The 22,183-nt window shown below is 58.7% G+C and carries 16 protein-coding genes; 5 read left to right on the forward strand and 11 right to left on the reverse strand.

The genetic code is table 11. The annotated features are described in order from the left end of the window. Window positions 1-65 precede the first annotated feature (65 nt). Both FIV03_RS27155 and FIV03_RS27160 read left to right on the forward strand, forming a co-directional pair. Window positions 66-1,388 carry an aminotransferase class I/II-fold pyridoxal phosphate-dependent enzyme gene (locus tag FIV03_RS27155; protein ID WP_152511662.1) on the forward strand — a complete coding sequence of 441 codons (1,323 nt, stop codon included), beginning with the start codon at window positions 66-68 and terminating at the stop codon, window positions 1,386-1,388. Between the two features lie 201 nt (window positions 1,389-1,589). Then, window positions 1,590-2,618 (forward strand): type VI immunity family protein, encoded by a 1,029-nt coding sequence (locus FIV03_RS27160; protein ID WP_152511663.1) that lies wholly within the window; start codon window positions 1,590-1,592, stop codon window positions 2,616-2,618. Window positions 2,619-2,624: 6 nt separating this feature from the next. Here FIV03_RS27160 and FIV03_RS27165 read toward each other — a convergent pair whose 3' ends face one another. Together FIV03_RS27165 and FIV03_RS27170 are read right to left on the reverse strand one after the other, a co-directional pair. After that, entirely contained in the window at window positions 2,625-3,674 is a 1,050-nt protein-coding gene (locus FIV03_RS27165; protein WP_152511664.1) for an AbrB family transcriptional regulator, read from the reverse strand. A gap of 100 nt (window positions 3,675-3,774) precedes the next feature. Next, window positions 3,775-4,521, reverse strand: coding sequence for a glutathione S-transferase family protein (locus FIV03_RS27170; protein WP_209009804.1), 747 nt, complete (start codon window positions 4,519-4,521; stop codon window positions 3,775-3,777). Window positions 4,522-4,613: 92 nt separating this feature from the next. Between FIV03_RS27170 and hemN the strand changes: the two genes are divergently transcribed. Continuing rightward, complete coding sequence (gene hemN, locus FIV03_RS27175) at window positions 4,614-5,987, forward strand: oxygen-independent coproporphyrinogen III oxidase (protein WP_152511666.1); 1,374 nt, start codon at window positions 4,614-4,616, stop codon at window positions 5,985-5,987. Window positions 5,988-6,115: 128 nt separating this feature from the next. On the opposite strand, the gene FIV03_RS27180 is transcribed toward hemN, so the two are convergent. From FIV03_RS27180 to FIV03_RS27200, 5 genes are all read right to left on the reverse strand, one after another. Beyond that, window positions 6,116-6,829, reverse strand: coding sequence for a helix-turn-helix domain-containing protein (locus FIV03_RS27180; protein ID WP_209009805.1), 714 nt, complete (start codon window positions 6,827-6,829; stop codon window positions 6,116-6,118). 355 nt (window positions 6,830-7,184) lie between these two features. Then, entirely contained in the window at window positions 7,185-7,541 is a 357-nt protein-coding gene (locus tag FIV03_RS27185) for a response regulator (RefSeq protein ID WP_152511667.1), read from the reverse strand. Between the two features lie 142 nt (window positions 7,542-7,683). Continuing rightward, window positions 7,684-8,301 carry a response regulator gene (locus FIV03_RS27190; RefSeq protein ID WP_023001753.1) on the reverse strand — a complete coding sequence of 206 codons (618 nt, stop codon included), beginning with the start codon at window positions 8,299-8,301 and terminating at the stop codon, window positions 7,684-7,686. 7 nt (window positions 8,302-8,308) lie between these two features. Next, complete coding sequence (locus FIV03_RS27195) at window positions 8,309-9,496, reverse strand: PAS domain S-box protein (RefSeq protein WP_152511668.1); 1,188 nt, start codon at window positions 9,494-9,496, stop codon at window positions 8,309-8,311. A gap of 77 nt (window positions 9,497-9,573) precedes the next feature. Continuing rightward, window positions 9,574-10,746 (reverse strand): pyridoxal phosphate-dependent aminotransferase, encoded by a 1,173-nt coding sequence (locus FIV03_RS27200; RefSeq protein ID WP_152511669.1) that lies wholly within the window; start codon window positions 10,744-10,746, stop codon window positions 9,574-9,576. A 274-nt stretch (window positions 10,747-11,020) separates the two neighbouring features. Here FIV03_RS27200 and FIV03_RS27205 point away from each other — a divergent pair, with 274 nt between their 5' ends. Next, entirely contained in the window at window positions 11,021-14,542 is a 3,522-nt protein-coding gene (locus FIV03_RS27205; RefSeq protein ID WP_152511670.1) for a PAS domain-containing hybrid sensor histidine kinase/response regulator, read from the forward strand. Between the two features lie 43 nt (window positions 14,543-14,585). Here FIV03_RS27205 and FIV03_RS27210 read toward each other — a convergent pair whose 3' ends face one another. Next, the gene (locus FIV03_RS27210; RefSeq protein WP_152511671.1) at window positions 14,586-17,078 is read right to left on the reverse strand and encodes an EAL domain-containing protein; all 2,493 of its coding nucleotides are present in this window, start codon (window positions 17,076-17,078) and stop codon (window positions 14,586-14,588) included. A 265-nt stretch (window positions 17,079-17,343) separates the two neighbouring features. Then, window positions 17,344-18,027, reverse strand: coding sequence for a response regulator transcription factor (locus FIV03_RS27215; RefSeq protein ID WP_023001759.1), 684 nt, complete (start codon window positions 18,025-18,027; stop codon window positions 17,344-17,346). 455 nt (window positions 18,028-18,482) lie between these two features. On the opposite strand from FIV03_RS27215, the gene FIV03_RS27220 reads away from it, so the two are divergent. Continuing rightward, window positions 18,483-19,352, forward strand: a complete 870-nt coding sequence (locus FIV03_RS27220; protein WP_152511672.1) for a thioesterase family protein — start codon at window positions 18,483-18,485, stop codon at window positions 19,350-19,352. A gap of 81 nt (window positions 19,353-19,433) precedes the next feature. On the opposite strand, the gene FIV03_RS27225 is transcribed toward FIV03_RS27220, so the two are convergent. Together FIV03_RS27225 and FIV03_RS27230 are read right to left on the reverse strand one after the other, a co-directional pair. Beyond that, on the reverse strand, window positions 19,434-19,976 hold the full coding sequence (locus FIV03_RS27225; RefSeq protein WP_209009806.1) for a hypothetical protein: 543 nt from the start codon (window positions 19,974-19,976) through the stop codon (window positions 19,434-19,436). Window positions 19,977-20,139: 163 nt separating this feature from the next. Then, window positions 20,140-21,795: a cisplatin damage response ATP-dependent DNA ligase gene (locus FIV03_RS27230; RefSeq protein WP_152511673.1), complete on the reverse strand. Its 1,656-nt coding sequence runs from the start codon at window positions 21,793-21,795 to the stop codon at window positions 20,140-20,142. Window positions 21,796-22,183: the final 388 nt, after the last annotated feature.

Genomic DNA, 22,183 nt, shown 5'->3' on the forward strand with positions numbered 1-22,183 from the left:
AAATCTGATTTGCGCGAACACAAGCGGAGATGGACACTTTGTCCAAATAGAACCGGAGTTCCGACATGACCGCGCAAGACAAATGCCCTTGGCTCCCCGCTGTGGCTGCCACCCGTATCGACGAGATCACCCAGGTAACTTCGCCTCTCGGATCCGAAGCAATTGCCGCGCGCATCGAAGCGCTGGCCGAGGCCAACAGGACCATCCACGAGAAAGACTGTTTCAACCTCAACCCCGCGACCAACGTGATGAACCCGCGCGCCGAAGCCTTGCTGGCAAGCGGCATGGGGTCCCGCCCCTCGCTCGGCTACCCGGGTGACAAACATGAGATGGGCCTCGAAGCCATCGAGGAAATCGAGGTGATTGCAGCTAACCTTGCCTGCGAGATCTTCCAGTCGGCTTATGCGGAAATCCGGGTCGCCTCGGGCGCGCTGGCAAATCTTTATGCGTTCATGGCGACCACAAGGCCGGGCGACGCCATCATCGCACCGCCCGCGTCCGTCGGTGGCCACGTCACTCACCATGCTCCTGGCTGTGCCGGTCTTTATGGCCTGGATATCCACGAAGCACCGGTCGATGCCGACGGCTACACGATCGATCTGGAAGGTCTGCGCGCCCTGGCCCTGAAGGTCCGGCCGAAGCTGATTACCATCGGCATGAGCCTCAACCTGTTCCCGCACCCGGTGAAAGAAATTCGGGCCATTGCCGATGAAGTCGGCGCCTTTGTCCTGTTCGATGCAGCCCATCAGTGCGGCATGATTGCCGGTGGCGTCTTTTCCGACCCGCTGTCGGAAGGCGCACATCTCATGACCATGAGCACCTACAAGAGCCTGGGTGGTCCCGCTGGCGGGCTGATCGTCAGCAATGATCAGGATCTTGCCCGCAAGCTCGACAAGATTGCCTTTCCGGGACTGACGGCCAATTTTGACGTTGCAAAGTCTGCAGCGCTCGCCATCACCCTTCTGGATTGGCGCGATTTCGGCAAGGCCTACGCTGCCGAAATGGCCGCCAGCGCCGGTGCGCTCGCCGCTGCTCTCGAAGCAGAGGGAATGCCGGTGTTCTCAACCGCCAAGGGAACAACCGCTTCACATCAGTTTGCCCTGGAAGCGGCAGCCCTCGGCGGCGGTCAGGCAGCTTCAAAGAAGCTTCGCCAGGCAGGGTTTCTGGCATGCGGAATCGGACTGCCGATAGCGCCCGTCGCCGGTGACATGAACGGCCTGAGGTTCGGAACACCGGAACTGGTCCGTTGGGGCATGACGACAGTCGACATGCCAGAACTGGCCACCCTGATAGCCGAAGCGCTGCGATCGAACGATCCGGCAGCGATGGCTGGACGCGTGGCCAAATGGCGCCAGAGTTTCAACACGCTCCACTTCATCCGCTCGTAACATAAGGGCTACAGCCTGCAGCGAGCCTCAACAGCCGGTCTCCTGTTCCCCTCAGGAACCGGCTGTTCCTTTGCCCCCGCTGACAATGTCAGCACGTGTCTCCTGACATAGAGGAAATCACTTCCTTCAGTTGCAATTTTGAGAACTTCCCGCACTTTCCAGACTGTTTTTCAGGTCTTCGGTTCAAGGGAATTTCCAATCATGCAGTTATCGCCATCCAATATTCATGCAGCGCTTCTTTGTGAACAAGACGGCAAGACGCTGGCGACAGGATGCATGCACTGCACCTTCTATTTTCGATATGCGCCCTATGAAGGTTTGAAAGACTTTATCGACCGGTCCCGGGAAGCGCTTGGAGACTTGTTGAGCCATTTGAGCTGGGGCGCGCGTTACACAAAAATCACCGCTCGAACCGAAACAAAGATCCAGCGGATGTTCGAGAACATTTCCTTCGAAAAGCACCCTACGCACTATTTCAGCATGCGGAGCCATAACCAGGACAAGGGGTGTTCCGCTGCGCGCTTAACACTCGTATTTAATCCTAAGGAAAACTGGGCAGTTACCGAACAAGATCGCGAACTGAGGCGGTCTCGTAGAATGGCGCTAGAAAAAACAGACATCGCCTTCTCGCCTCCAATCAGCATTGTAACGGCGACCTTTCCACTCGACCATCCCATTGCCAAACCGGCACGTTTCAAGGACTGGGTTCTCGGCCTTAAGTGTGTCCGCGACGGCTCTTTTGTCGGTGGGCATGCAGGGTACCGGCTGGAAACATATTCGGAAGTTTATGATTCCAGACACCAGAAAACGATGGAATGTCATGTAGCAAAGTTAATTCTCAACCACCCAGGTCTTGATTACGACGGCATCCCCGGTCTTGGAGTGCAACTGTTGTGCTACAGGCATGGCGACTACGACATGACCGCTATGATGAAGCGTGTCCAATGGCTGAATTTCTTGCGTGCAGACACATTGCAGCTTGCCGGCAACCGGGACGAAATCTGCGCGCGATTGGAAGCAGCCCCCCTGGTTAAGGTCTTGCCTGTCGGTGACGGGCTAATGGTTCAAGCCGGAAGATGTCCCGGCATTGGCAATGTTTCGGAAGGCGACATGCTGCCAGCTTACAGAGCTGCTGCGAAGATCCTCAGTGCTGCGCGTTTCCGGCACAGGCGCTCCAGAAACACCTTGTCGCCGCTGCAGACAGACTGGCTTGAAGCCCTGGATAGCTGAACAGGATCAGTTGCTTCGACGCCCCAGAACAAGTCCGGTGATGAAAGGCAGCAGCAGCACCATTCCGGTAAAGCGGGCGATCTGGTGCGCAGCCACAAAGGCCGGGTCGAGATCCAGCATGAATGCGAGCAGCGTCATCACCTCAAGTCCGCCCGGCGCATAGGCAAGCAGGGCCTGGCCAAAGGGAATATCCACCAGTTCGGCAACGATCCACGCCCCGGCGAGCGAGGTCAGGAACGCTGCCGCAAAGGCGGCCATCGATGCGCCGAGCACGCTGAGAAACTGGCGCAGTGTCATGGACGCAAAGCGGCAACCGATGTGAGCGCCCATCATGACAAAACACGGCAGCACGATGTAGCCCGGCAGCACAAGGACCAAGAGGCCGGACGCATTGAGGCCCGCACTCATGAAAAACGCACCCGTCAGGCCGCCCCCCGGCACTCTGACCTTGATGGCAAGCCAGCTTGCCGCGAGGCAGAGCGGTATCCCGATCAGGAAGTCCTTGAGACCGGAGACATAAATCGTGCCGCTGCCACCGCCCGCCGGTTCTGCGGAGGACACAACGGCGAATGGCAGCACCGCCACCAGAACGAACAGGCGCAAGGACTGGCTGGAAGCGATGCGGGGAAGGTCTGCCCCTCGTTCGGTGGCAAGGGCTATGACATAGGAAAGCGCACCGGGAATGGCGCCGAAATAGGCCGTTTCCCTCGACCATTTTGCCCCGTAGTGCAGAACCGCGTAGCCCGCGAACGTGACGGCCACCATGACAGCGATCAGCATGGCCATGGACACCGGCCACTCCGCCACCCGGTCAACGATATCGGGATGAACACCCGCCCCCATGGAGATGCCGATCATGACGAAGAGCGCGTCTCGCAGCGGGACCGGCATGAGCGTCGGCACTTGCGCCAGCGTCGCGATGGCAACAAAGACCATGGCGCCCGACAGCCAGGCCGCGGGAAGCCCGAACAGGTTGAATGTTGCTCCTCCGGCAGCGGCAATGAGAAGTGTGACCGCAAGTCTTCCGGCGGTAGATTGAAACGAATTGGCAGGCATCGGGAACCGTTGAGCTTGGAATGGCTCCTTGAGCTATAAATGGATTGATCGGCCAGCGCATGGTTGATTGCATGGATCAACATGTACGGCCTGTATTTTATCAGGCGGTTGTCCCCGGCAACTGAACAGGACGGGGCTCTGTGAAAGGTTTACCCTCAATTCCTTCCAGTTCACAGGCCCTGTGTATTGCCGGGCGCATTTCCAGCCGTTCGCACAGGGCGCGCAGGTGGGGCGTCGCCGCCAGGGACCACTTGCCCTCATTACGATAGATCTGCGCCCACCTGGCACAGGCAGCAAGATAGTGGTCGAGGATGGAAAGGTCCTGCCCCAGAAGAAATGGTCCGCTCCAACTGGCAAGTTCAGTTTCCAGATGTGCGAAACTGCCGGCAATCCGGCGGGTCAGTCCAGCGTGAAGGCTCAAGGCCGTCTCCGGTTCGCGAACATATCTTTCCGGCTTGAAGGAGATCCGAAGATCGGAATGCAGGGTGTTTGAGAGAAAAAACAGCCATTTCAGGAAGCGGCCGCGCTGTGGAGAGGCGGGCGTCGGAGCCAGACAGCCGTGCGCATCTGCCAGATGCAAGGCGATCGCGGCGGTTTCGAACATGGGGGCATCCTGACCCGGCACTTCCAGAACCGGGATCAAACCTTGGGGATTGAGCCGCCGATATGCTTCCGAATTCTGTTCGGAGATCAACCTGTCAACAGCCACGTAGTCATAGGGCAGGCCCAGTTCTTCCAGTATCATCCTGACAATGAAATTGGCGCTGTCAGGCGAACCGTGCAGGCGATAGCACTCCAGCCCCTCAGGTTTCCGGGTCGGTTCAGTTGCAACAAGCAAATCGGTCACCCCAAAGCTCTCCATCGAATTGCGTGCCTTTCAAACGGCTGGACTTGAGCGATATCAAGGCACGACCGGGCGAAGGACGGATAGATCGACACATGATGAAAGATCCGCTCTCCTACGCCATGCGCAACGTACCGCGTTATACAAGTTATCCGACAGCACCGCATTTTCATGACGGCGTAACGGCCGGAGTTTATGCGGACTGGCTCAAGGCGCTTTCGCCGCAGGATTCGCTTTCGCTGTACCTGCATGTCCCTTATTGCCGTGAGCTCTGCCATTATTGCGGCTGCCATACCAAGGCGACCCGTCAGGATGCGCCGCTCAAGGCCTATGCAGCGACACTCGGCCAGGAAATCAATCTGGTTGCCGGGCACATGCCGAATGCCGGTCCTGTCCGCCACATTCACTGGGGTGGCGGTACGCCCAGCCTTCTGCCACGGCAGAGCCTGATCGACCTCACCGGCCTGATGCGTGTCGCTTTCGACCTTGCACCGGACCTGGAACATGCCATCGAACTCGATCCGAGGCTTGTTACGGAACAGCTCGCCGAGACGCTGGCCATCATCGGAGTGAACCGGGCCAGCCTTGGCGTTCAGGACTTTGATCCCGACGTTCAAAAGGCCATCGGCCGTCTTCAGCCCTACAGGGTCGTCAAACAGGCCGTAGAGTTTCTGACAGCAGCCGGTGTCACCGCGCTCAATTTCGACCTGATGTACGGATTGCCCGGCCAGTCGCCGGAGACGATACTCGATACGGTGGAAAAAACGCTGTCGCTGGCGCCCGGGCGCATTGCCCTTTTCGGCTATGCCCATGTGCCCTGGATGCGCAAGCACCAGCGCCTGATTGACGAAAGCACCTTGCCGAACGCCGCCGAACGGCTGGCCCTTGCGGACCTCGCCCGCGCGGAACTGCTCAAGGCCGGTTATGTCGCCATCGGGCTTGATCATTTTGCCCGGCCGGACGACAGCATGGCCATCGCACTTTCGGACGGCTCCCTGAAGCGGAATTTCCAGGGTTATACGACGGACCAGGGCGAACAACTCGTTGGCTTCGGCGTCTCCTCCATCGGACGTCTGTCTGCCGGTTATGTTCAGAACATGTCTGATGTCGGCAACTGGCGCCGGGCAATCATGGCGAGCGAATTGCCGGTATCCAAAGGTTTGGCGCTTTCTGCCGACGACCGTTTGCGGGCGCGGATCATCGAAGAACTGATGACCAACTATGCCTGCGATCTCGTACCGGCCTGCCGCGCTTTCGGCCTGCCGACAAGCCACTTGAACGATGCCTTCGATGCCTTGCAGGATCTGGCCGCCGACGGCCTGGTCCATCTGGAAGTGGGCAATGAAACTGCAAGGGTTGAAGTGACTGAGGCCGGACGGCCTTACGTACGTCTCGCAGCGGCCGCCTTTGACGCCTACCTGGCGGCGAGCCAGGCAAGTGGCAAGGCCCGGCATTCTGCCGCGGTTTGAAGAAATTGCCCCGAGGCGAAACCTCGGATGGTTTTCCGTACTTGCCAAGTTACGGATCACCGAAGACCGACAACAAAAATGGGCCGCGAAAATCGCAGCCCTTTCCAGGTCGACTATCAAGCAACGGATCAGTGCATACCTGTCATCTGACAGAGGCTGCAGACCTTGTTGAGATGGATCTGGTCGGCGCGGTCGACGCGAATAACGCCCCGGCGTTTCAGATCGGACACAACGCGGCTGACAGTCTCGATGGTCAGACCCAGATAGTCGGCGATTTCCTGCCGGGTCATGTGCAGTCTCAAGTCGAAACCGTCGTTGCTGTCGTCAATCGGCCCAACGCAGCCGACACCACCCCGGTCCGGAACGAGATGCATCAGAAAGCTTGCAACCCGTTCGACGGCGGACTTGCGGCCAAGCAGAACCGCATGCTCGTGCAGCACGCGCATCTGGTTGGTCAGGCATCTGGTGAGCGTGCGCTGAAGCGCATCGGAACGTTCGACCTGCTTCAGATCGATTTCCTGAATTTCGGCATTGGTGAGCGTTTCGGCGGTGCAGTCATTCTCGTCACTGCCGGCAAGACCGAAAATGTCACCGGGACGAAGGACTTCGACAACCTGGCGGCGTCCGTCCGGCAGCAGCTTGTAAAGCATCACCGAGCCCTTCACCAACTCATAGAGCCGCTTTGCGGGATCGCCTTCGTAATAGATCACCGCATGGGTGTCGTATTGGACTGCCTTGCCGCCAAATTCCGAAAACGATGTCTTGCTGGGTGTGCAGATGGGAGCACCTGTCATTCTTGGTGCTGCGCCCTGGCCGGGGGTACCCGCGTCGAAATAAGCCATATGTCCCTCCTTCGTGCCTGTGGCACGGCCTTCATTTGCTACGTCAGCGGGTGATCTCCATTCCTTGGTGCTTCCATTTCCGCACCGCTCGAAAAATCGACCACTGCTTGCAGGTGTCCCGTCCGACACCCCGCAGCTTGCAGGATGCACTCTAAAACGCGGAGTGCACACAACGTAATTCGGTCGACTGCGTAAGATAAACTACATATGAGCCGTAACGACGCAGCCGACTAAGGTCTAATCAGGCAAGAACCGCATGCGCGTTTCGCGCGCGTGAAGCCAACGGCCGCCAAAATTGGCAGCGCCTCAATCTGGAACACTCAATTTTCTGAAATTGCTTCAGGGGGAGGAGAGATCAGACGATCGCCTTCTGAGCCATGGCCGCCGTCAGCATGTCTATCGACAGCGGTTTCCTCAGGATCTTGAGCCCCGGGAGCTCACGAATTTGCTGCAACAGGTTCACTCTAGACTTGCCGGAAATGGCAAGGATGCTCGGAGGCGTTGGCAGACCCATGAGTTCACGAACGACATCCGTACCGCATCTGTCGGGAAGGCCGATGTCCACGATCACCCAATCGTCCGACGAGGGGATTCCGCCGGCGAAAAAACTCTCAGCATCTTTGTATGTTATCGGATGATGATCGAGATCTTCGAGCGCAATCGCCAATGCATCGGCGACTGCTTCATCATCTTCAACAATGTGAACAACCACGAATGTAGATCCTCAAAGCCTGCCCCCAACGCAGACGATCAATCATACATACGCGATATTTTGCTTGCCGGATGTACGCAGAAATACGTTTCGGCATGCCGGTCATCCGGAAATGCATTCCAGCCGTTCACTTGAACCCGGTTTATCCCGAGGCGGAGTGGCCCAGAACAATGCGAACGAGATCCGCCGCATTGCGTGCACCCAGTTTTTCCATGATCCGCGCCCGGTGCACTTCCACCGTTCTCGGACTGATTCCAAGAGTGCGGCCGGCTTCCTTGTTGGAAGCTCCGTCGGTGATTTCCTTCAGGACTTCCAGCTCACGGCGGGTCAGCAGATCTGCTCCCTGGAAGGAGGCTGTGACGACCTCGTCCTGACGCTGCTTGGTGATGGCGATGCTTTCCTTCACCCGCTCCAGCACGGTTTCAGCGGAAAACGGTTTCTCCACGAAGTCAAAGGCGCCGTTGCGGATGGCTTCAACAGCCATCGGAATGTCGCCCTGGCCGGAAATGATGAAGATCGGCGCCGGATAGTGTTCGGCATTCAATGCCTTGAGAATCTCGATGCCGGAGCGCCCAGGCATATGGACATCCAGCATGACACAGGCAGGAACAGCCTTGCTTGCAGACTGCACGAAAGTGTCGCCATCCGAGAAGGTTTCGACCACATAGCCTTCCATATTGAAAAGCACCGACAGCGCGTCGCGCACCGCCGGATCATCATCAACGATGTATATGGCCTCCGCGTCAGCTTTCATGTCCATCACTTCCTCAGCTCATTTCTTTCGAACCGTTGGTGTCGGCTCTTTCTGCAAAATCTTCTTCGGGCGGGTCTATTGGCAAGGACAACACGAAGGAGGCGCCTCGTCCGTTTGCCCCCTTCTCCAAACGCAAATCACCACCGTGGTTTTGAGCAATCGAACGGGATATCGCCAAGCCCAGGCCAACACCCTTGTGCTTGGCACCCGTAAAGGCCCGGAACAGGTTGTCAACCAGCTCTTCGGGAACGCCCGGGCCGTTGTCCGTAACCCGAAATTCCAGTCGATCTCCATTCCGGCATACGGCCAGCACCACCTTGCGGTCGGCCTGTTCGCAGACCGCTTCGCGCGCATTGCGCAGCAGGTTGATGAGAATCTGCCGAATCTGCACCGGGTCGGCCATCAGTGGCGGCAGTCCTCTTGCGATCTCGGCCTTCATGATCGATCTGCCATTGCCGCTGCCGAGTTCCGCCATTTCCAGGCAGCTGGTGACAAAGTCCCGCACTTCGATCGTCTGGCGATTGGGTGTTTTCTTTTCCACCAGTTGACGCATGCGCTGGATGATTTCTCCCGCCCGCTCGGCTTCGCGTACCGCCTTGTCGATAACCTCGATGATGAAGGGATCCAGGGATTTGTCGGCACGGGTCTTGCGCGATACGGATTGCAGGTAGAGCAGTACTGCGGTCAGCGGCTGGTTGAGCTCATGCGCAATCGCCGCGCCCATTTCGTCCAGTGCGCTGATCCGCGTCATGTGAAGAAGCTGTGCCTGGGTCTTGGCCAACCGGTCTTCCATCTGTCTGCGCGAGCGCAGGTCGCGCAGGATGCCGATGAATTGTCGTCCGGCCGGTGTCCATGCCTCACCGACAGACAGCTCGATGGGAAAGACCGTGCCGTCCTTGTGGCGGGCCTGGACCTCGCGGCCGATACCGATGATCTTCTTATGACCGGTGGTGAGATAGTTGTTCACGTAGTGATCATGCGCGTTGGCATATTCCGCAGGCATGATCCTGTTGACATTGCGCCCCAGAAGGTCCGCGGCTTCATAGCCGAAAAGACGTTCGCAGGCCTTGTTGAAGGCCAGCACCTGCGCACGGTCATTGATCACGACAATGCCGTCGGCCGCGGTATCGAAAACACTGGCAAGACGCGCTTCCGTTACGGCTGCATTGTCATCATCGTGATCTAAAACGTCGTCGCCCACCGTCCCCGCACCCAAATGGAATTCTCGTCCCGTCTAGGTTTAAGGGTTTTCCCGTAGGCCAGCAACCCGTCAGGGCTCTAAATCTCTGGTATCCAAGTGCTAATTCGACGCACTGCTTCTTCCAGGTGATCCTCGCGCCGGGCATAGCATAACCTTAGGTGATGTTCACCGCCCTTGCCGAACGCAGTGCCCGGTGCAAGACCCACACCTGTCTGGCGAACAAGGTCCAGCGCAAAGTTGCGTGTGTCCGTGACGCCCTCAATGGAAAAGAAGAGATAGAACGCGCCGTCGGGCGGCAGCACCTTCACGCGGTTAAGACCCTGCAATCCCTTGAGAACACAGTCGCGCCCCTTGCGAGCACGTGCGACCTGCTCCTGCAGGAACGTGCGTCCTTCGGTCAGGGCGGCAACGGCGCCCCATTGCGAAAAGGACGGAACACCCGACGTGGAATACTGGATCAGGTTTTCAAACACCTGGCCGAGTTCCGGCGGTGCCGAGATCCAGCCGACCCGCCACCCGGTCATTGCCCAGTTCTTGGACATGGAATTCACGAAGATGATGCGGTCGTCTTCCTCGGCGATATCGTAGAAGGAGGGCGAGCGCTCCCCTTCCCCGTAATAGAACAGCGCATAGATTTCGTCCGCGATAATCCAAAGGTCATGCTTTCGCGCAAGCTCCAGAAAAGCCTTCAAGAGGTCTTCGCTTGCAACCCATCCGGTCGGATTGCAGGGCGAGTTCAGGAAGAGCGCGGTCGTCTTCGGCGTGATCGCTGCTTCGACGTCCTCAATTGCCAGTCGCCAGCCGTCGTCCTCCTCCCGCATCGGCACACTGACCGAACGCGCGCCGTGAATTTCGATGGCAGCCGATATGTTCGGCCAGGACGGCGTCGGCACGATCACTTCGCGCCCGGCTCCTGCAACCGCCTGCACGGCGAGCTGAATGGACTGCATGCCCGATCCGGTCACATAGAATCGTTCCGGCGAAAAAGGCTTGCCGTAAAGATCCTGATGATAGGCCGCCAGTGCCTCGCGCAGCTGCGGGATACCCCGCTGGTAGGTGTAGAACGTCTCGCCCCGGTCGAGTGACGCTTTTGCGGCTGTGCGGATGAACTCTGGCGTCGGCAGATCACCTTCGCCTGCCCAGAGCGGGATCAGATCTTTCCGGTCACGACCGGCATTGAAAACTTCGACGATACCGCTTTCAGGTGCGGTTCTGGCTTCCGGGCTCAATCGCTCGATCAGGCTGGTCACGTGGCAGGTCCTTCATTGTCAATTGGCGCCACCTTATCGGGTTTGCTTGCCAATGTTCCATGAAAGGATGTGAAGAAGACTTCACCGAAGGTGATCAATTCACATACCTTGGGAAAGCCTTGAAAGCAGATCAGTCGCAAGGCGAATAGACAGATCGATTTGGCTGTGGTCGGATCGGACAAGGCAGCGTAAGGGGTTGCCGGGAAACAGGTCCGAGCCGGCCCGACAAGAGGCCGACGGAACCCATGCCGCTCGGGAGGACGGTTACCAGATCATGCTGCATGGATGGCTCGTGATACTGGCCGCAACGGCCTACATCCTGTGCTTGTTCGCCATCGCCAGCTTCGGCGACCGGATGCCGCGCCGGTATTCGTCGCGTACGGGCGGCCGCCCCTTCATCTACGCCCTGTCGCTCTCGGTCTATTGTACTTCCTGGACCTTCTACGGCTCAGTCGGCAACGCCAGCCGGACGGGCATCGAATTCCTGACCATCTATATCGGCCCCTTGATTGTTTTCGCGCTCGGTTATCCGCTGCTGCAGCGGATTATCCAGATCTCCAAGACAGAAAGCATCACGTCGATCGCCGATTTCATCGGCGCACGATACGGCAAGAGCCAGTCGGTCGCAGCACTTGCCACGTTGATTGCGGTCATTGGCGTCATTCCCTACATCGCCCTGCAGCTGAAAGCGGTGTCGCTGTCGATCACCACCATGATCGGCCCGCTGATTTCCCCTGGTGACATCTTCACGCCGGTGTTCGATGACGTCACCCTGCTGATTGCCCTCGGCATGGCCATCTTCAGCTGGGCGTTCGGGACAAGACACATTGATGCGACGGAGCACCAGGAAGGGCTGATGCTGGCGATTGCAGCCGAGGCGGTGGTCAAGCTTATTGCCTTTCTCGCGGTCGGCTTCTGGGTCACCTACTCGCTTTTCGACGGCCCGGTCGACCTGATCCGTTCCATCTCGGAAGCGCCTGAAGTCGCGCAGATTTTCGAAAAACCGCTGAACATCGGCAACTGGCTCGTCATGTCGTGCCTGTCGGCCTTTGCGGTGCTGTTGTTGCCGCGCCAGTTCCACGTCACGGTGACGGAGAACAATTCAGACGCCGAGCTGCGCCGCGCGACCTGGATGTTTCCGCTCTATCTGGTGCTGATCAACCTGTTCGTGATCCCGATTGCGGCTGCCGGCCTGCTGCGCTTCGGCCAGGACGTCAATCCGGATACCTTCGTTCTGGCCCTGCCCATAGACGCCGGACACCCGTGGCTTGCCCTCTTCGCCTTCATCGGAGGCCTTTCGGCGGCAACGGCCATGGTCATCGTGGCGACGGTTGCGCTGGCCATCATGATTTCCAACGACATCGTTGTGCCGCTCCTGCTGCGCCGGCACAGCGAGGACGACATCGTCAACATCGGCGGCCAGGACATGAGCGACCGGCTGCTTACGATCCGCCGCCTCGCCATCTTCGGCATCCTGCTGCTGGCCTATGCCTACTACAAGGCGGCCGGCAATACCGCGGCGCTCGTCTCCATCGGGCTTCTGTCCTTCGCCGCAATCGCGCAATTCGCTCCCGCTTTCGTCGGCGCCCTCTTCTGGCGTCGGGCCACGTCTTTGGGCGCCATCGCCGGGCTGAGCGGCGGGTTTGTCTTCTGGGCCTATACACTGCTGCTACCGACCTTCGCCAAATCCGGCCTGATTTCCGACGGTTTCTTGGAAACCGGCCCGTTCGGCATTAGCGAACTGAACCCGCAAGCCCTGCTCGGGATCACCATGGATCCGTTCATCCATGGCACCCTGTGGAGCCTATTCGTCAACATCGTCCTGTTTGTAGGCGGCTCCTTCCTGAGAAAGCCTCTGCCCGCGGAAACCCTTCAGGCAAACGTCTTCGTACCGGCCGAGTTCGCGCCTTCCCCCAGCCTGCGTTACTGGCGTACGTCCGTTACCGCCGGAGACTTGCAGGCAACCGTCGCGCGCTATCTCGGCGAAGAACGTACGGCCCGTTCGTTCCGCCGTTTTGCGAGCGAACGAGGTATCGAACTCGATCCGAAAACACTGGCCGACGCCAACCTGCTGCGCTTTTCCGAGCAGCTTCTGGCAAGTGCCATTGGCGCGGCCTCGTCGCGCCTTGTGCTGACCTTGATGCTCAAGAGGCACGACCCGTCGACCAAGGGCGCAGTGAAGCTGCTCGACGACGCCTCCATCGCCATTCAGTACAACCGCGACCTGCTGCAGACGGCACTTGATCAGGTGCGTCAGGGCATCGGAGTGTTCGACCGGGATCTGCGTCTGATCTGTTGGAACAGGCAGTTCCGCGATCTCCTGGGCCTGCCTGCCGAATATGGTCAGGTCGGCACGACACTGGATGCGATCCTGCGTTTCAACGCGGAACGGGGCGAGCATGGCCCCGGACCTGTGGAGGCGATCGTCGCCGACCGGATCGAGAAGCTGGTGCTGATCCAGGAGACCTTTCAGGAAAAACTGGAATCAAGCGGAACGGTGTTCGAAGTCCGCATCAGTCCGATGCCCGACGGCGGCATCGTGACCACCTATACAGACATCACCGAGCGGGTTCTGGCGGAAGAAGCTCTCGCCCGCGCCAACGAAACACTGGAACGCCGGGTCAGGGAACGCACGGAAGAGCTCACCCACGTCAACGAACGGCTGGTGGAGGCCACGCACGCCGCGGAAGAAGCCAACATCGGCAAGACCCGTTTCCTGGCAGCGGCCGGTCATGACATTCTGCAGCCTCTGAATGCCGCCCGTCTTTACGCCTCGGTTCTGGTCGACAAGCTAAAGGACGGCGACGACGGCTCGCTGGTCCGCAATGTGGAAATGGCACTGGAATCGGTCGAGGACATTCTCGGCGCCGTCCTCGATATTTCCAGGCTCGACACCGGTGCCCTGAAACCGGAACCGACTGTCTTCCGGCTGGACGAACTGCTGCGCGGAATCGATCTCGATTTCCAGCCTGTCGCCAAGGAAAAGGGGTTGGAACTGCGGATCGTGCCGACGTCCCTTTCGGTGCGGACAGATAGACGCCTTATGCGGCGCCTGCTGCAGAACCTCGTTTCAAACGCCTTGAAATACACTCAGTCGGGCCGCGTCCTTGTGGGATGCCGCCGACGCGGCAATCGGGTGGTCGTGGAAATTCACGACACCGGCATGGGCATCCCGAAAGGCAAGCAGAAGGCGATTTTCCAGGAGTTTCACCGGCTGGATGACGGCATGCGCGTTGCCAAGGGATTGGGGCTCGGGTTGTCCATCGTCGAGCGCATCAGCCACGTTCTGAACCACCCGGTGCAACTCCGCTCGGAAGCCAACAAGGGCTCGTGCTTCTCGGTCGAATTGCCTCGTTCCGCAGACATGCCCGATCTCCTTCCCATTCCGCAGGCCCCAACCATGGCTGGCCAGCTGGATGGTCTTTGCGTTGTGGCCATCGACAACGAGCCGGACATCCTGAGCGGCATGCGCCACCTGCTGACGAACTGGAACTGCAAGGTGATTGCAGCTGCCGATGACGTGGAAGCAGCGAACGAGCTCAGCAAAGCCGGCCTGACGCCGGACGTCATACTGGCGGACTATCACCTCGACAATGGCACCGGCATCGAGGCGATCTTGAAACTGAGATGGAAATTCGGTCGCCAGATCCCTGCGATCCTGATCACCGCGGACCGGAGCCGGCCTGTGCGCACGGAAGCCGAGGAAAAGGACATCGCCTTCTTCAACAAGCCCCTGAAACCGGCTGCCCTGCGTGCCCATCTGGCCCGCTGCCAGGCAGGCCAGGCGGCCGAATAAGCCGGCTTGGAGCCGAGGTCCGGACGTTGTCAGCATCAATGCATCAGGAAACTGAGCGTAGCGCTCCAGGGTTCTTAGGCGCGGTGCTTGGCGAACGATCCTGCCAGTCTTCCCTGCGGATCTGGGCGACCCGCATCGGATTGGGATCCGGCTTGCCGAAGTAATAGCCTTGCATGGTGTCGCAGCCGAGCGTGCGCAAAGCATCCACCTGAAACTGCCGTTCCACGCCTTCTGCCGTGACTTCCAGACCAAGGTTATGCGCAAGCGCAATGACTGCGGAGATGATCGCCAGACCGTCGCTGCGTTCGCCGATTTCATCGACGAAGGATTTGTCGATCTTGATCTTGTCGAACTTGTAGTGCCGCAGATACGAAAGAGACGAATAGCCCGTGCCAAAGTCGTCCAGCGCGATGCGGATACCAAGGTCTCGCAGTTTCTGAAGCTTGATCGATGCTGTGCCGAAGTCGCGCAGGAACACGGATTCGGTGATTTCCAGGACAAGGCGTTCCGGCGGGAACCCCGTTTCCTGCAGCACGGTCAGGATCTGTTCCACCAGATTCGGATCCATGAACTGGATCGGCGACAGGTTGACCGCAACGCTCTCCAGTTCGGGACATTGGGCTGCCGCTGCACAGGCTTTCCTCAGAACCCAACTGCCGAGCGGCAGTATCAGACCGGCGTGTTCGGCAATCGGAATGAACACGTCCGGCGGCACCTCACCGCGCTCGGGATGCAGCCAGCGGAGCAGGACCTCACTGGACACCACCTTGCCGGACCGGGCATCCACGATCGGCTGAAAATCGACATTGAGCTTGCCGTATTCGAATGCTTCGCGCAGATCCGATTCCAGTTCGCGGCGCTCGCGGACCTCACGCTCCATGTCCTGCTCGAAGGCGAGCGACCGTCCCCGGCCGCCTTCCTTTGCCTTGTAAAGCGCAATGTCAGCCTTGCGCATCAGATCGTCGACAGTGTCCTTGCTGTCGCACAGACGGGTGAACCCGACGGTGGCGCCAATGGCGAAGTCGCGACGGCCAATCCGGAAAGGCTTGCGTGTCACGGCAACCAGTTCCTCGGCAAATGCAAGAGCCGCCTGATCGCTGACGAAACGGCCGAGCGCCGCGAATTCGTCGCCACCGAAACGCGCAAGCATCGTTCTGCCTTCGCCAAGGGCGGTAAACCGGCTTGCGACCTGCCTCAGAAGTTCATCCCCTGCCGGGTGGCCGCTGGTGTCGTTCACGACCTTGAAATTATCGAGGTCAATGAGGAAGAGCGTCAGCGTGTTCTGACCATTCTGGTTTTGCTCTTCCAGTTGCGCCTCGGCCTGTTTCAGGAACCAGCTCCGATTGCCGATCCCCGTCAGGGAATCGTGCTCGGCCAGGTGAGAAACAAGGACGCTTGCCCTGCGGGCTTCGGTGATGTCGGACGCAACACCGCGGTAACCGGTAAAGGAACCATGGTCGTCGTAGACCGGACGTGCTGCCAGGGACCACCAGCGTTCCTCGCCGTTCACGTCCACCCCGATGACGATTTCGCGGAAGGCCTGCTGACGCTTCATGGCGTTTTCCAACCTGGTTACGGCAGACCGCGCATCGTTCTCGTCAAGCGAATAGGCCAGATCGACCATACGCATGGTTTCCAGTTCCGCCCGGTCCCGGCCACTGGCATGTAAGAACCGGTCGGAAATGGAATGCAGATTACCGTGGCTATCCGATTTCCAGAGCCAGTCGCTGGACTTTTCCTCGAACTCGTTCAGCAGCAGGGCGATCAGTTCACCACGCTGTTCCAGCTCGGCTTCGGCAAGGAAATGGGAGGCAAACAGCCAGCCTGCCGAAGCAACGCTGCCGACCACCACCAGCGTGTAGCTGCTCAACAGGAAGACCAGCGGCCACAGCTCCGCGCTGCGTCCGATTGCGAAGGACACGAGCGATGCAAGGAAAAGGATCGCGACCCAGCGAAAGGCTGCCTGCGGCACGGTTGCCAGAGTAAAACCGCCACCGCACAGCATGCCGGTGGTGACGCAGGAGGCAATCCAGATGCCGTCCGGATCGCCATAACCGAATGCGGCAATTGGAACGACCGCCCAAAGACCACTGAAAATCGTCGCGTGCAAGACCGCCTTGTTCAGAGATCGCCGCGAGGCAAGATGAATTGGCGACCTGTTCGCTTTCAGCCACTTGTACAGGGTGTAGGCAAGAAAAGCTCCAATGGCCGCAATCCAGACGGCAATGAAGCTGAACGGCATGAAGTTCTGAAACGCGAGCGTAATGACGATTACGTTGACGACGTTTGCCAGCACGATAAAGGGTGTCAGGCGCGCGATGCTTGCGATCTGCGCTGCTCGTACCTTGCGGGCCAGGAGCTCGTCGACCACCGGGTGTCCGAACGCGAGCATGAAGGCGCGAACAGGATTGCTTTCCTGCTGTCCGGTTTGCGTGTCCGCGTCAGACTGGAAGTCCACCTTGAGCTGACGACCGGGCAACACGAAGGCCATGCCGATCGTCTTGAAGATCAGTCGCCAATTGAAGCTGGACCGCATTTTCTCTCCGGGTGGCTACTCGCACTCTGCGTGGCAGCGCCCCGCAGCAATGAGGGTTACAGCCATTCCCTGAAATTACGGTAAAAACGTTGGTCTGGATTTCGCTATGTTTTTGCAATCCTGACTGGAAAGCTCACCCTGAAGGCCTACAGAAATTGCATTCGGGCAGGTCGATTTCAGCACGCAAAGCAGAAAACGGTCTCCTGCATTGGAGACCGTTTCCAAGTGGAGCAGCCAGAAAGTAACGTCGCGCGTGTGCTTGGCGTCACTGTGCCTGGGCAGCCTCGGCGGTTTCGCCGCCAACCTGCCATTGCCCGGCCTCGATCTTGGACGCTGCAATAACGGCCTGGGTTCTGCTTTCCACGCCAAGCTTTTGCAGGATCGCGGAAACATGAGCCTTTACGGTCGCTTCCGAAACGGACAGTTCGTAGGCAATCTGCTTGTTCAGAAGACCTTCGGACAGCATCATCAGAACACGAACCTGCTGGGGGGTAAGCGTTGCAAGGCGCTGCACCAGATCGCCGCTGCCGTCGTCGGCGGCAAGGTCGACATCCGGCGGGGTCCACATGTTGCCGGACATGACCTCCGAAATCGCCTCGCGAATGACATCGATCCCGTGAGACTTCGGAATGAAGCCGGAAGCTCCGAATTCAACCGCGCGCCGGATGGCCTGCGGATCTTCATTGGCCGAGACCACCACCACCGGAACGCCGGAATATTGGGCCCGCAGGTACATCAGGCCGGAAAAACCGCGCATGCCGGGCATGGACAGATCAAGCAGGATGAGATCGACTTCGCCATCCTGTTCCAGCTTGGCCGTAACGTCCTCCAACGCACCGGCTTCCTCGATCACAGCATCGGGGTATTGTGTTTCGAGCGTTTGACGCAGAGCACCCCGGAACAGGGGATGATCATCCGCGATGATGAACCGATACGATGTCGCCGACACGTTGTTATTCCTCCCTCAACGGTCCGTTTGGCCCGCAGGTTCCGCCAGAGCCATGCGTCGCAGTCATCCTGCACCCGCTCGCTTCTTGATTTTATGGCGAAGCCCCGTTGTTGCGGCCATTGTGAAGTATGTTTGCAACATGGGTTACGCGCAAGTCAAACCATGCTTTTGACCAACACGCCATGTTCACGCGATGCGCATTCGCTGCTGTCATGGCAAATAGGCTGCCTTCAGGCGCAAGAAAAATAGTTAAGTTAGAGCCACCAACAAAAACAACCTAAAGTTTAAATCACCTCGCCGCAGTTGATCTTTTCATTTTACCGGCTTCCTCAACGTTGCCTGAACTAATTTTCCAGAATCTACATTTCTTGTTGATAATCAATGCAAAGACAGCAACAAATGACCTGTCCAATACACATCACATAATCAAAAATCACTGAGTGCACGAAGCAATTATGACAATTCAGGCAACGCTGTTTTCATTTGTGAACCGTTGGGAATGTGACGAAAACGATCATCTGAACGTCCAGTTCTACTTCAGCCGCTTCGAGGAAGCAGATCGCCAGTTCCGGCTGATGACCGGCTTGAGCGAAACCGTCGTGGGGGCTCGCCGGGTGCGCCACGTGCGCTACCACAAGGAGATGCGCACGGGAGACCTGATCACGGTTCACTCCAGCATCGCCTTCGACGGCCCGCATATGCTCACCGTCATTCATGAAATGCGGGACGCCGCCACCGGAACGCTATCGGCAACAGCTCTCGACGGATATGAGCCAAGCGCCAGCGCCGCGAAGACCTTGCGCCAGCGCTTCCGCGACTTCCAGACGCCAATGATTGCAGAGGCCGGACCAAGGGGGATTTCCGCCGGACCGGCAAATGCACGTGCGACGCTTGCGGCCCTGCAGTCTAAAGGCGCCCAGATCGTCTACCGGGGAACCGTTTTGCCACGCGATATCGGTCCGGACGGCAAGGCCGACGACAGATTTGCCCTGTCCTGCTGCACGGACGGCGTAGCCCATGTCTGGCAGCGTACGCCAATGACACACGCCTATCTGACGGAAAACGGTTTCGGCCGGGTGGCCGTTGAAATGAAGCTGACCTGGATCACACCGCTGAAGACCGGCGACGCAATGCTGGTGATTTCCGGCTTTACCGGCGTCAATCCAAAGACCTTCTCGATGCGCCATCACCTGTTTGAAACACGGACGAACCGTCTCGCCGCCGTTCTGGATGTTGTCGCACTGACGATGGATCTGACCAGGCGTGTTGCCGTGGAACAGCCGGATGAAGCCTATCAAAGCATCAACAAGATGCTGATCGACTGACCAATCCCCGGACAAGAAGCATTGCCGGACACAGCGTGCCCCTGGCAGGGACACGCTGTTTTTTCATCTGACTTCAGGCGATCAGTTGGCCTCGCCCTCGAAGTCCTTCTGCAGATCGCGAACCATGCCAAAGAACCGGCGCATGGCGCTTTCTGTGAAAGTCAGAACCTTTTCCAGTTCCTCATCTTCCTCGGTTGTCGATGGGCTGCGTCCGCCCTGACTGGAGCCGGGTGCCTTTGGGCGATCAAGTGCGGAACCGGGCGGCAATTGCTTGTCGGACTTTACGCCATTGCCTTCCAGCTCTTCCACACGGGCGGTCAGGCGATCCACTTCACCGGCCAGCTCGTTGATTTCTGCAAGATAGGCATCTTCTGCCAGCGGCACCGGATTGCAGCGCCAGGCGTCGCTCTGCTCCTTGCAAATGGAGACGGTCCCGTTCTGCCGGTCCACCCTGAGGATATCCTCATCCACCCTGACCAGGGAAAAGCGGTCTGCCTGTCCCTTTGTCACTGCGTCTGCGGTTTCAGGGGCGACACTGTCCTGGGCGACAGCTGCCGGAGCCAGAAGAACGGCCACGGCCAGCCCGCGGAACATAGGAGCCAGATATTTGTTGCGGATCGTCATATTGCCTCTCCGGTTGCCGGCCTCGCGCTATTGGCCCCAAGCATTTCAGTTGAAACAGGGGTACAAGCGTCTGGCCGTTTGTATCTTGTCATGGGTGCCATATTTCCATGGCCAAAGCACGACTTAAGGGCGGGTTTTCAAAAGCGAGTTGTCGAACACCGAATTACCCTTCTTCGCCTGGCAACATTGCCTGAAGCGTTTCCAGCCTGTCGGCTTCGGCTGCCGGCTTGTCCCAGCGCAGTCTGGAAATGCGAGGAAAGCGCATGGCTACACCGGACTTGTGCCGGGTGGACCGGTTGAGCCCTTCAAAGGCGACCTCCAGCACAAGCCCCTTTTCAGCGCCGTGAACAACTTCCCTCACCGGTCCGAACCGGTTGATGGTGTTGTTGCGCACATAGCGGTCGATTTCACGCAATTCCTCATCGGTAAAGCCGAAATATGCCTTGCCGACCGGAACCAGCTCGGCTCCCGCCTCCCCGTCACGCCAGACACCGAAGGTATAGTCGGAATAAAAGGATGAGCGTTTTCCATGGCCGCGCTGCGCATACATCAGCACGGCATCGATCAGGTAGGGTTCCCGTTTCCACTTGAACCACAATCCCTTCGGCCGGCCGGTGACATAGGGCGCATCCCACCGCTTCAGCATCAAGCCTTCAACGGCATCGGCGTCGGCAGGAGGCAGATGGGCATGGGGATCGGCGCGCGCGGAGGTGATTTCCTCCCATCCGGTTACCTTCACCATGGGCGACAGATCGATACTGCCCTCCGGCAATCCGGTGATAAAGGTTTCAAGCGCCTTGCGCCGTTCTGCAAACGGCAGCTCCCTCAAATCGGTTCCGCCGACACTGAGCAGGTCGTAGGCACGGATCGCTGCCGGGAATTCGCGGATCAGCTTTGGCCCGGTGGTCTTGCGGTTGAGGCGTTTTTGCAGATCTGCAAAAGGACGCACCTGACCGTCCGACACCACCAGCAATTCGCCATCAATGCAGGCATCGAATGTCAGCAAATCCAGAATATCGGGAAAGGCCCTGGATATGTCTTCACCGGTCCGGCTGAACAGGCGGCGTACGCGGTCGCCACGCTCTGTCAGACCGGCTGCCGCCTGAACGCGAATGCCGTCCCACTTCCACTCGACCGCAAAGTCCTCCGCGTTCAGCAGCTCCGTGTCCTTGTCCTCGTCCAGGGAGTGCGCCAGCATTACCGGCCGGAATGGTGCGGGATCGGATGTTTGCGGTTGTCCGCTCAGTCCTTCTGCCCAGGCGAACAATGCTTCATAGGGTGGCTCCAGCCCGTGCCAGACCTCCTCCACTGAAGCAACATCCAGTCCACCGAGCTTCGCCACGGCCGTTTTCGCAAGGCGCGCAGATACCCCGACGCGCAAACCACCCGTCACCAGTTTCAAAAGGGCCCATCTGCCGGTCTCATCCAGCGTGTCCAGCCAGTCGGTCAGCAAACCGGGCACTTCGCTCTTTCCGGCCCCTTCCAGCCGCTTGACCACTTCGGACAGGCTGGGGGCAGCTTCTTTCAGGGCAACCTCTCCGTTTGCAGCCTGCGGCCACATCAGCGCAATGGTCTCGGACAGGTCACCAACAAAATCATAGGAAAGCGCGAACAGCTCCTGGTCCGTCCGCTCGCCGATCAAAGCCCTGAGCAGGGCCGGTTTGGCGTGTTTGAAACTCAGCCCGCCAGTCAGTGCGGCCAGGGCAAATCCCCGATCCGGATCCGCGACCTCCTGGAAATAACGGATCAGGAGCGCTTCCTTGGCGAGGCGCCTGGGTTCCAGCGAAAGCCGGTCGAGCAGATGGGAAAAAGCCAGCATAAGCGCTATACGAACCGCGAAAGCGCCCGGACTGCAAGCCCTTACGTCATAGACAAAAAATTCAGCTCACCATCTCAATGCGGGCTGAAAGCTAACACCGGCTCTAGGCCGAGTTCATTTCAGCTACGGCAGAAGAGAATTGGTCAACGCCCCACAAGATGACCGGGTACGAGGAACAATAGTTTGCTTGTGTCATCGCTCGGGACCTAGCGCAATGTGTAAAATCACTGCAGTTTTTGCCAGTGCACCACTTTCACGCCTGAAAAATGCGGGATGGACGGCAAGGCAAAATGCCTGTATAAGCCGCGGCCATCCATGGGCCGATGACTGGATGGCCCTATCCGGTAGACTGCTGACTGGCATGCAGAAGATCCGGAGCAGTTGAAAG

It is taken from the genome of Labrenzia sp. THAF187b (assembly GCF_009363375.1).
In the GTDB taxonomy this organism is placed as follows: Bacteria; Pseudomonadota; Alphaproteobacteria; order Rhizobiales; family Stappiaceae; genus Roseibium; species Roseibium algicola.

Bases quoted from the DNA above. Each gene is read 5' to 3' on its own strand.
- FIV03_RS27210 (WP_152511671.1), bottom strand. From the start codon at position 17,078: ATGCGGTCCAGCTTCAATTGGCGACTGATCTTCAAGACGATCGGCATG.
- FIV03_RS27165 (WP_152511664.1), bottom strand. From the start codon at position 3,674: ATGCCTGCCAATTCGTTTCAATCTACCGCCGGAAGACTTGCGGTCACA.
- FIV03_RS27205 (WP_152511670.1), top strand. From the start codon at position 11,021: ATGCTGCATGGATGGCTCGTGATACTGGCCGCAACGGCCTACATCCTG.
- hemN (WP_152511666.1), top strand. From the start codon at position 4,614: ATGATGAAAGATCCGCTCTCCTACGCCATGCGCAACGTACCGCGTTAT.
- FIV03_RS27180 (WP_209009805.1), bottom strand. From the start codon at position 6,829: ATGGCTTATTTCGACGCGGGTACCCCCGGCCAGGGCGCAGCACCAAGA.
- FIV03_RS27190 (WP_023001753.1), bottom strand. From the start codon at position 8,301: ATGGACATGAAAGCTGACGCGGAGGCCATATACATCGTTGATGATGAT.
- FIV03_RS27220 (WP_152511672.1), top strand. From the start codon at position 18,483: ATGACAATTCAGGCAACGCTGTTTTCATTTGTGAACCGTTGGGAATGT.
- FIV03_RS27160 (WP_152511663.1), top strand. From the start codon at position 1,590: ATGCAGTTATCGCCATCCAATATTCATGCAGCGCTTCTTTGTGAACAA.
- FIV03_RS27155 (WP_152511662.1), top strand. From the start codon at position 66: ATGACCGCGCAAGACAAATGCCCTTGGCTCCCCGCTGTGGCTGCCACC.
- FIV03_RS27225 (WP_209009806.1), bottom strand. From the start codon at position 19,976: ATGACGATCCGCAACAAATATCTGGCTCCTATGTTCCGCGGGCTGGCC.
- FIV03_RS27230 (WP_152511673.1), bottom strand. From the start codon at position 21,795: ATGCTGGCTTTTTCCCATCTGCTCGACCGGCTTTCGCTGGAACCCAGG.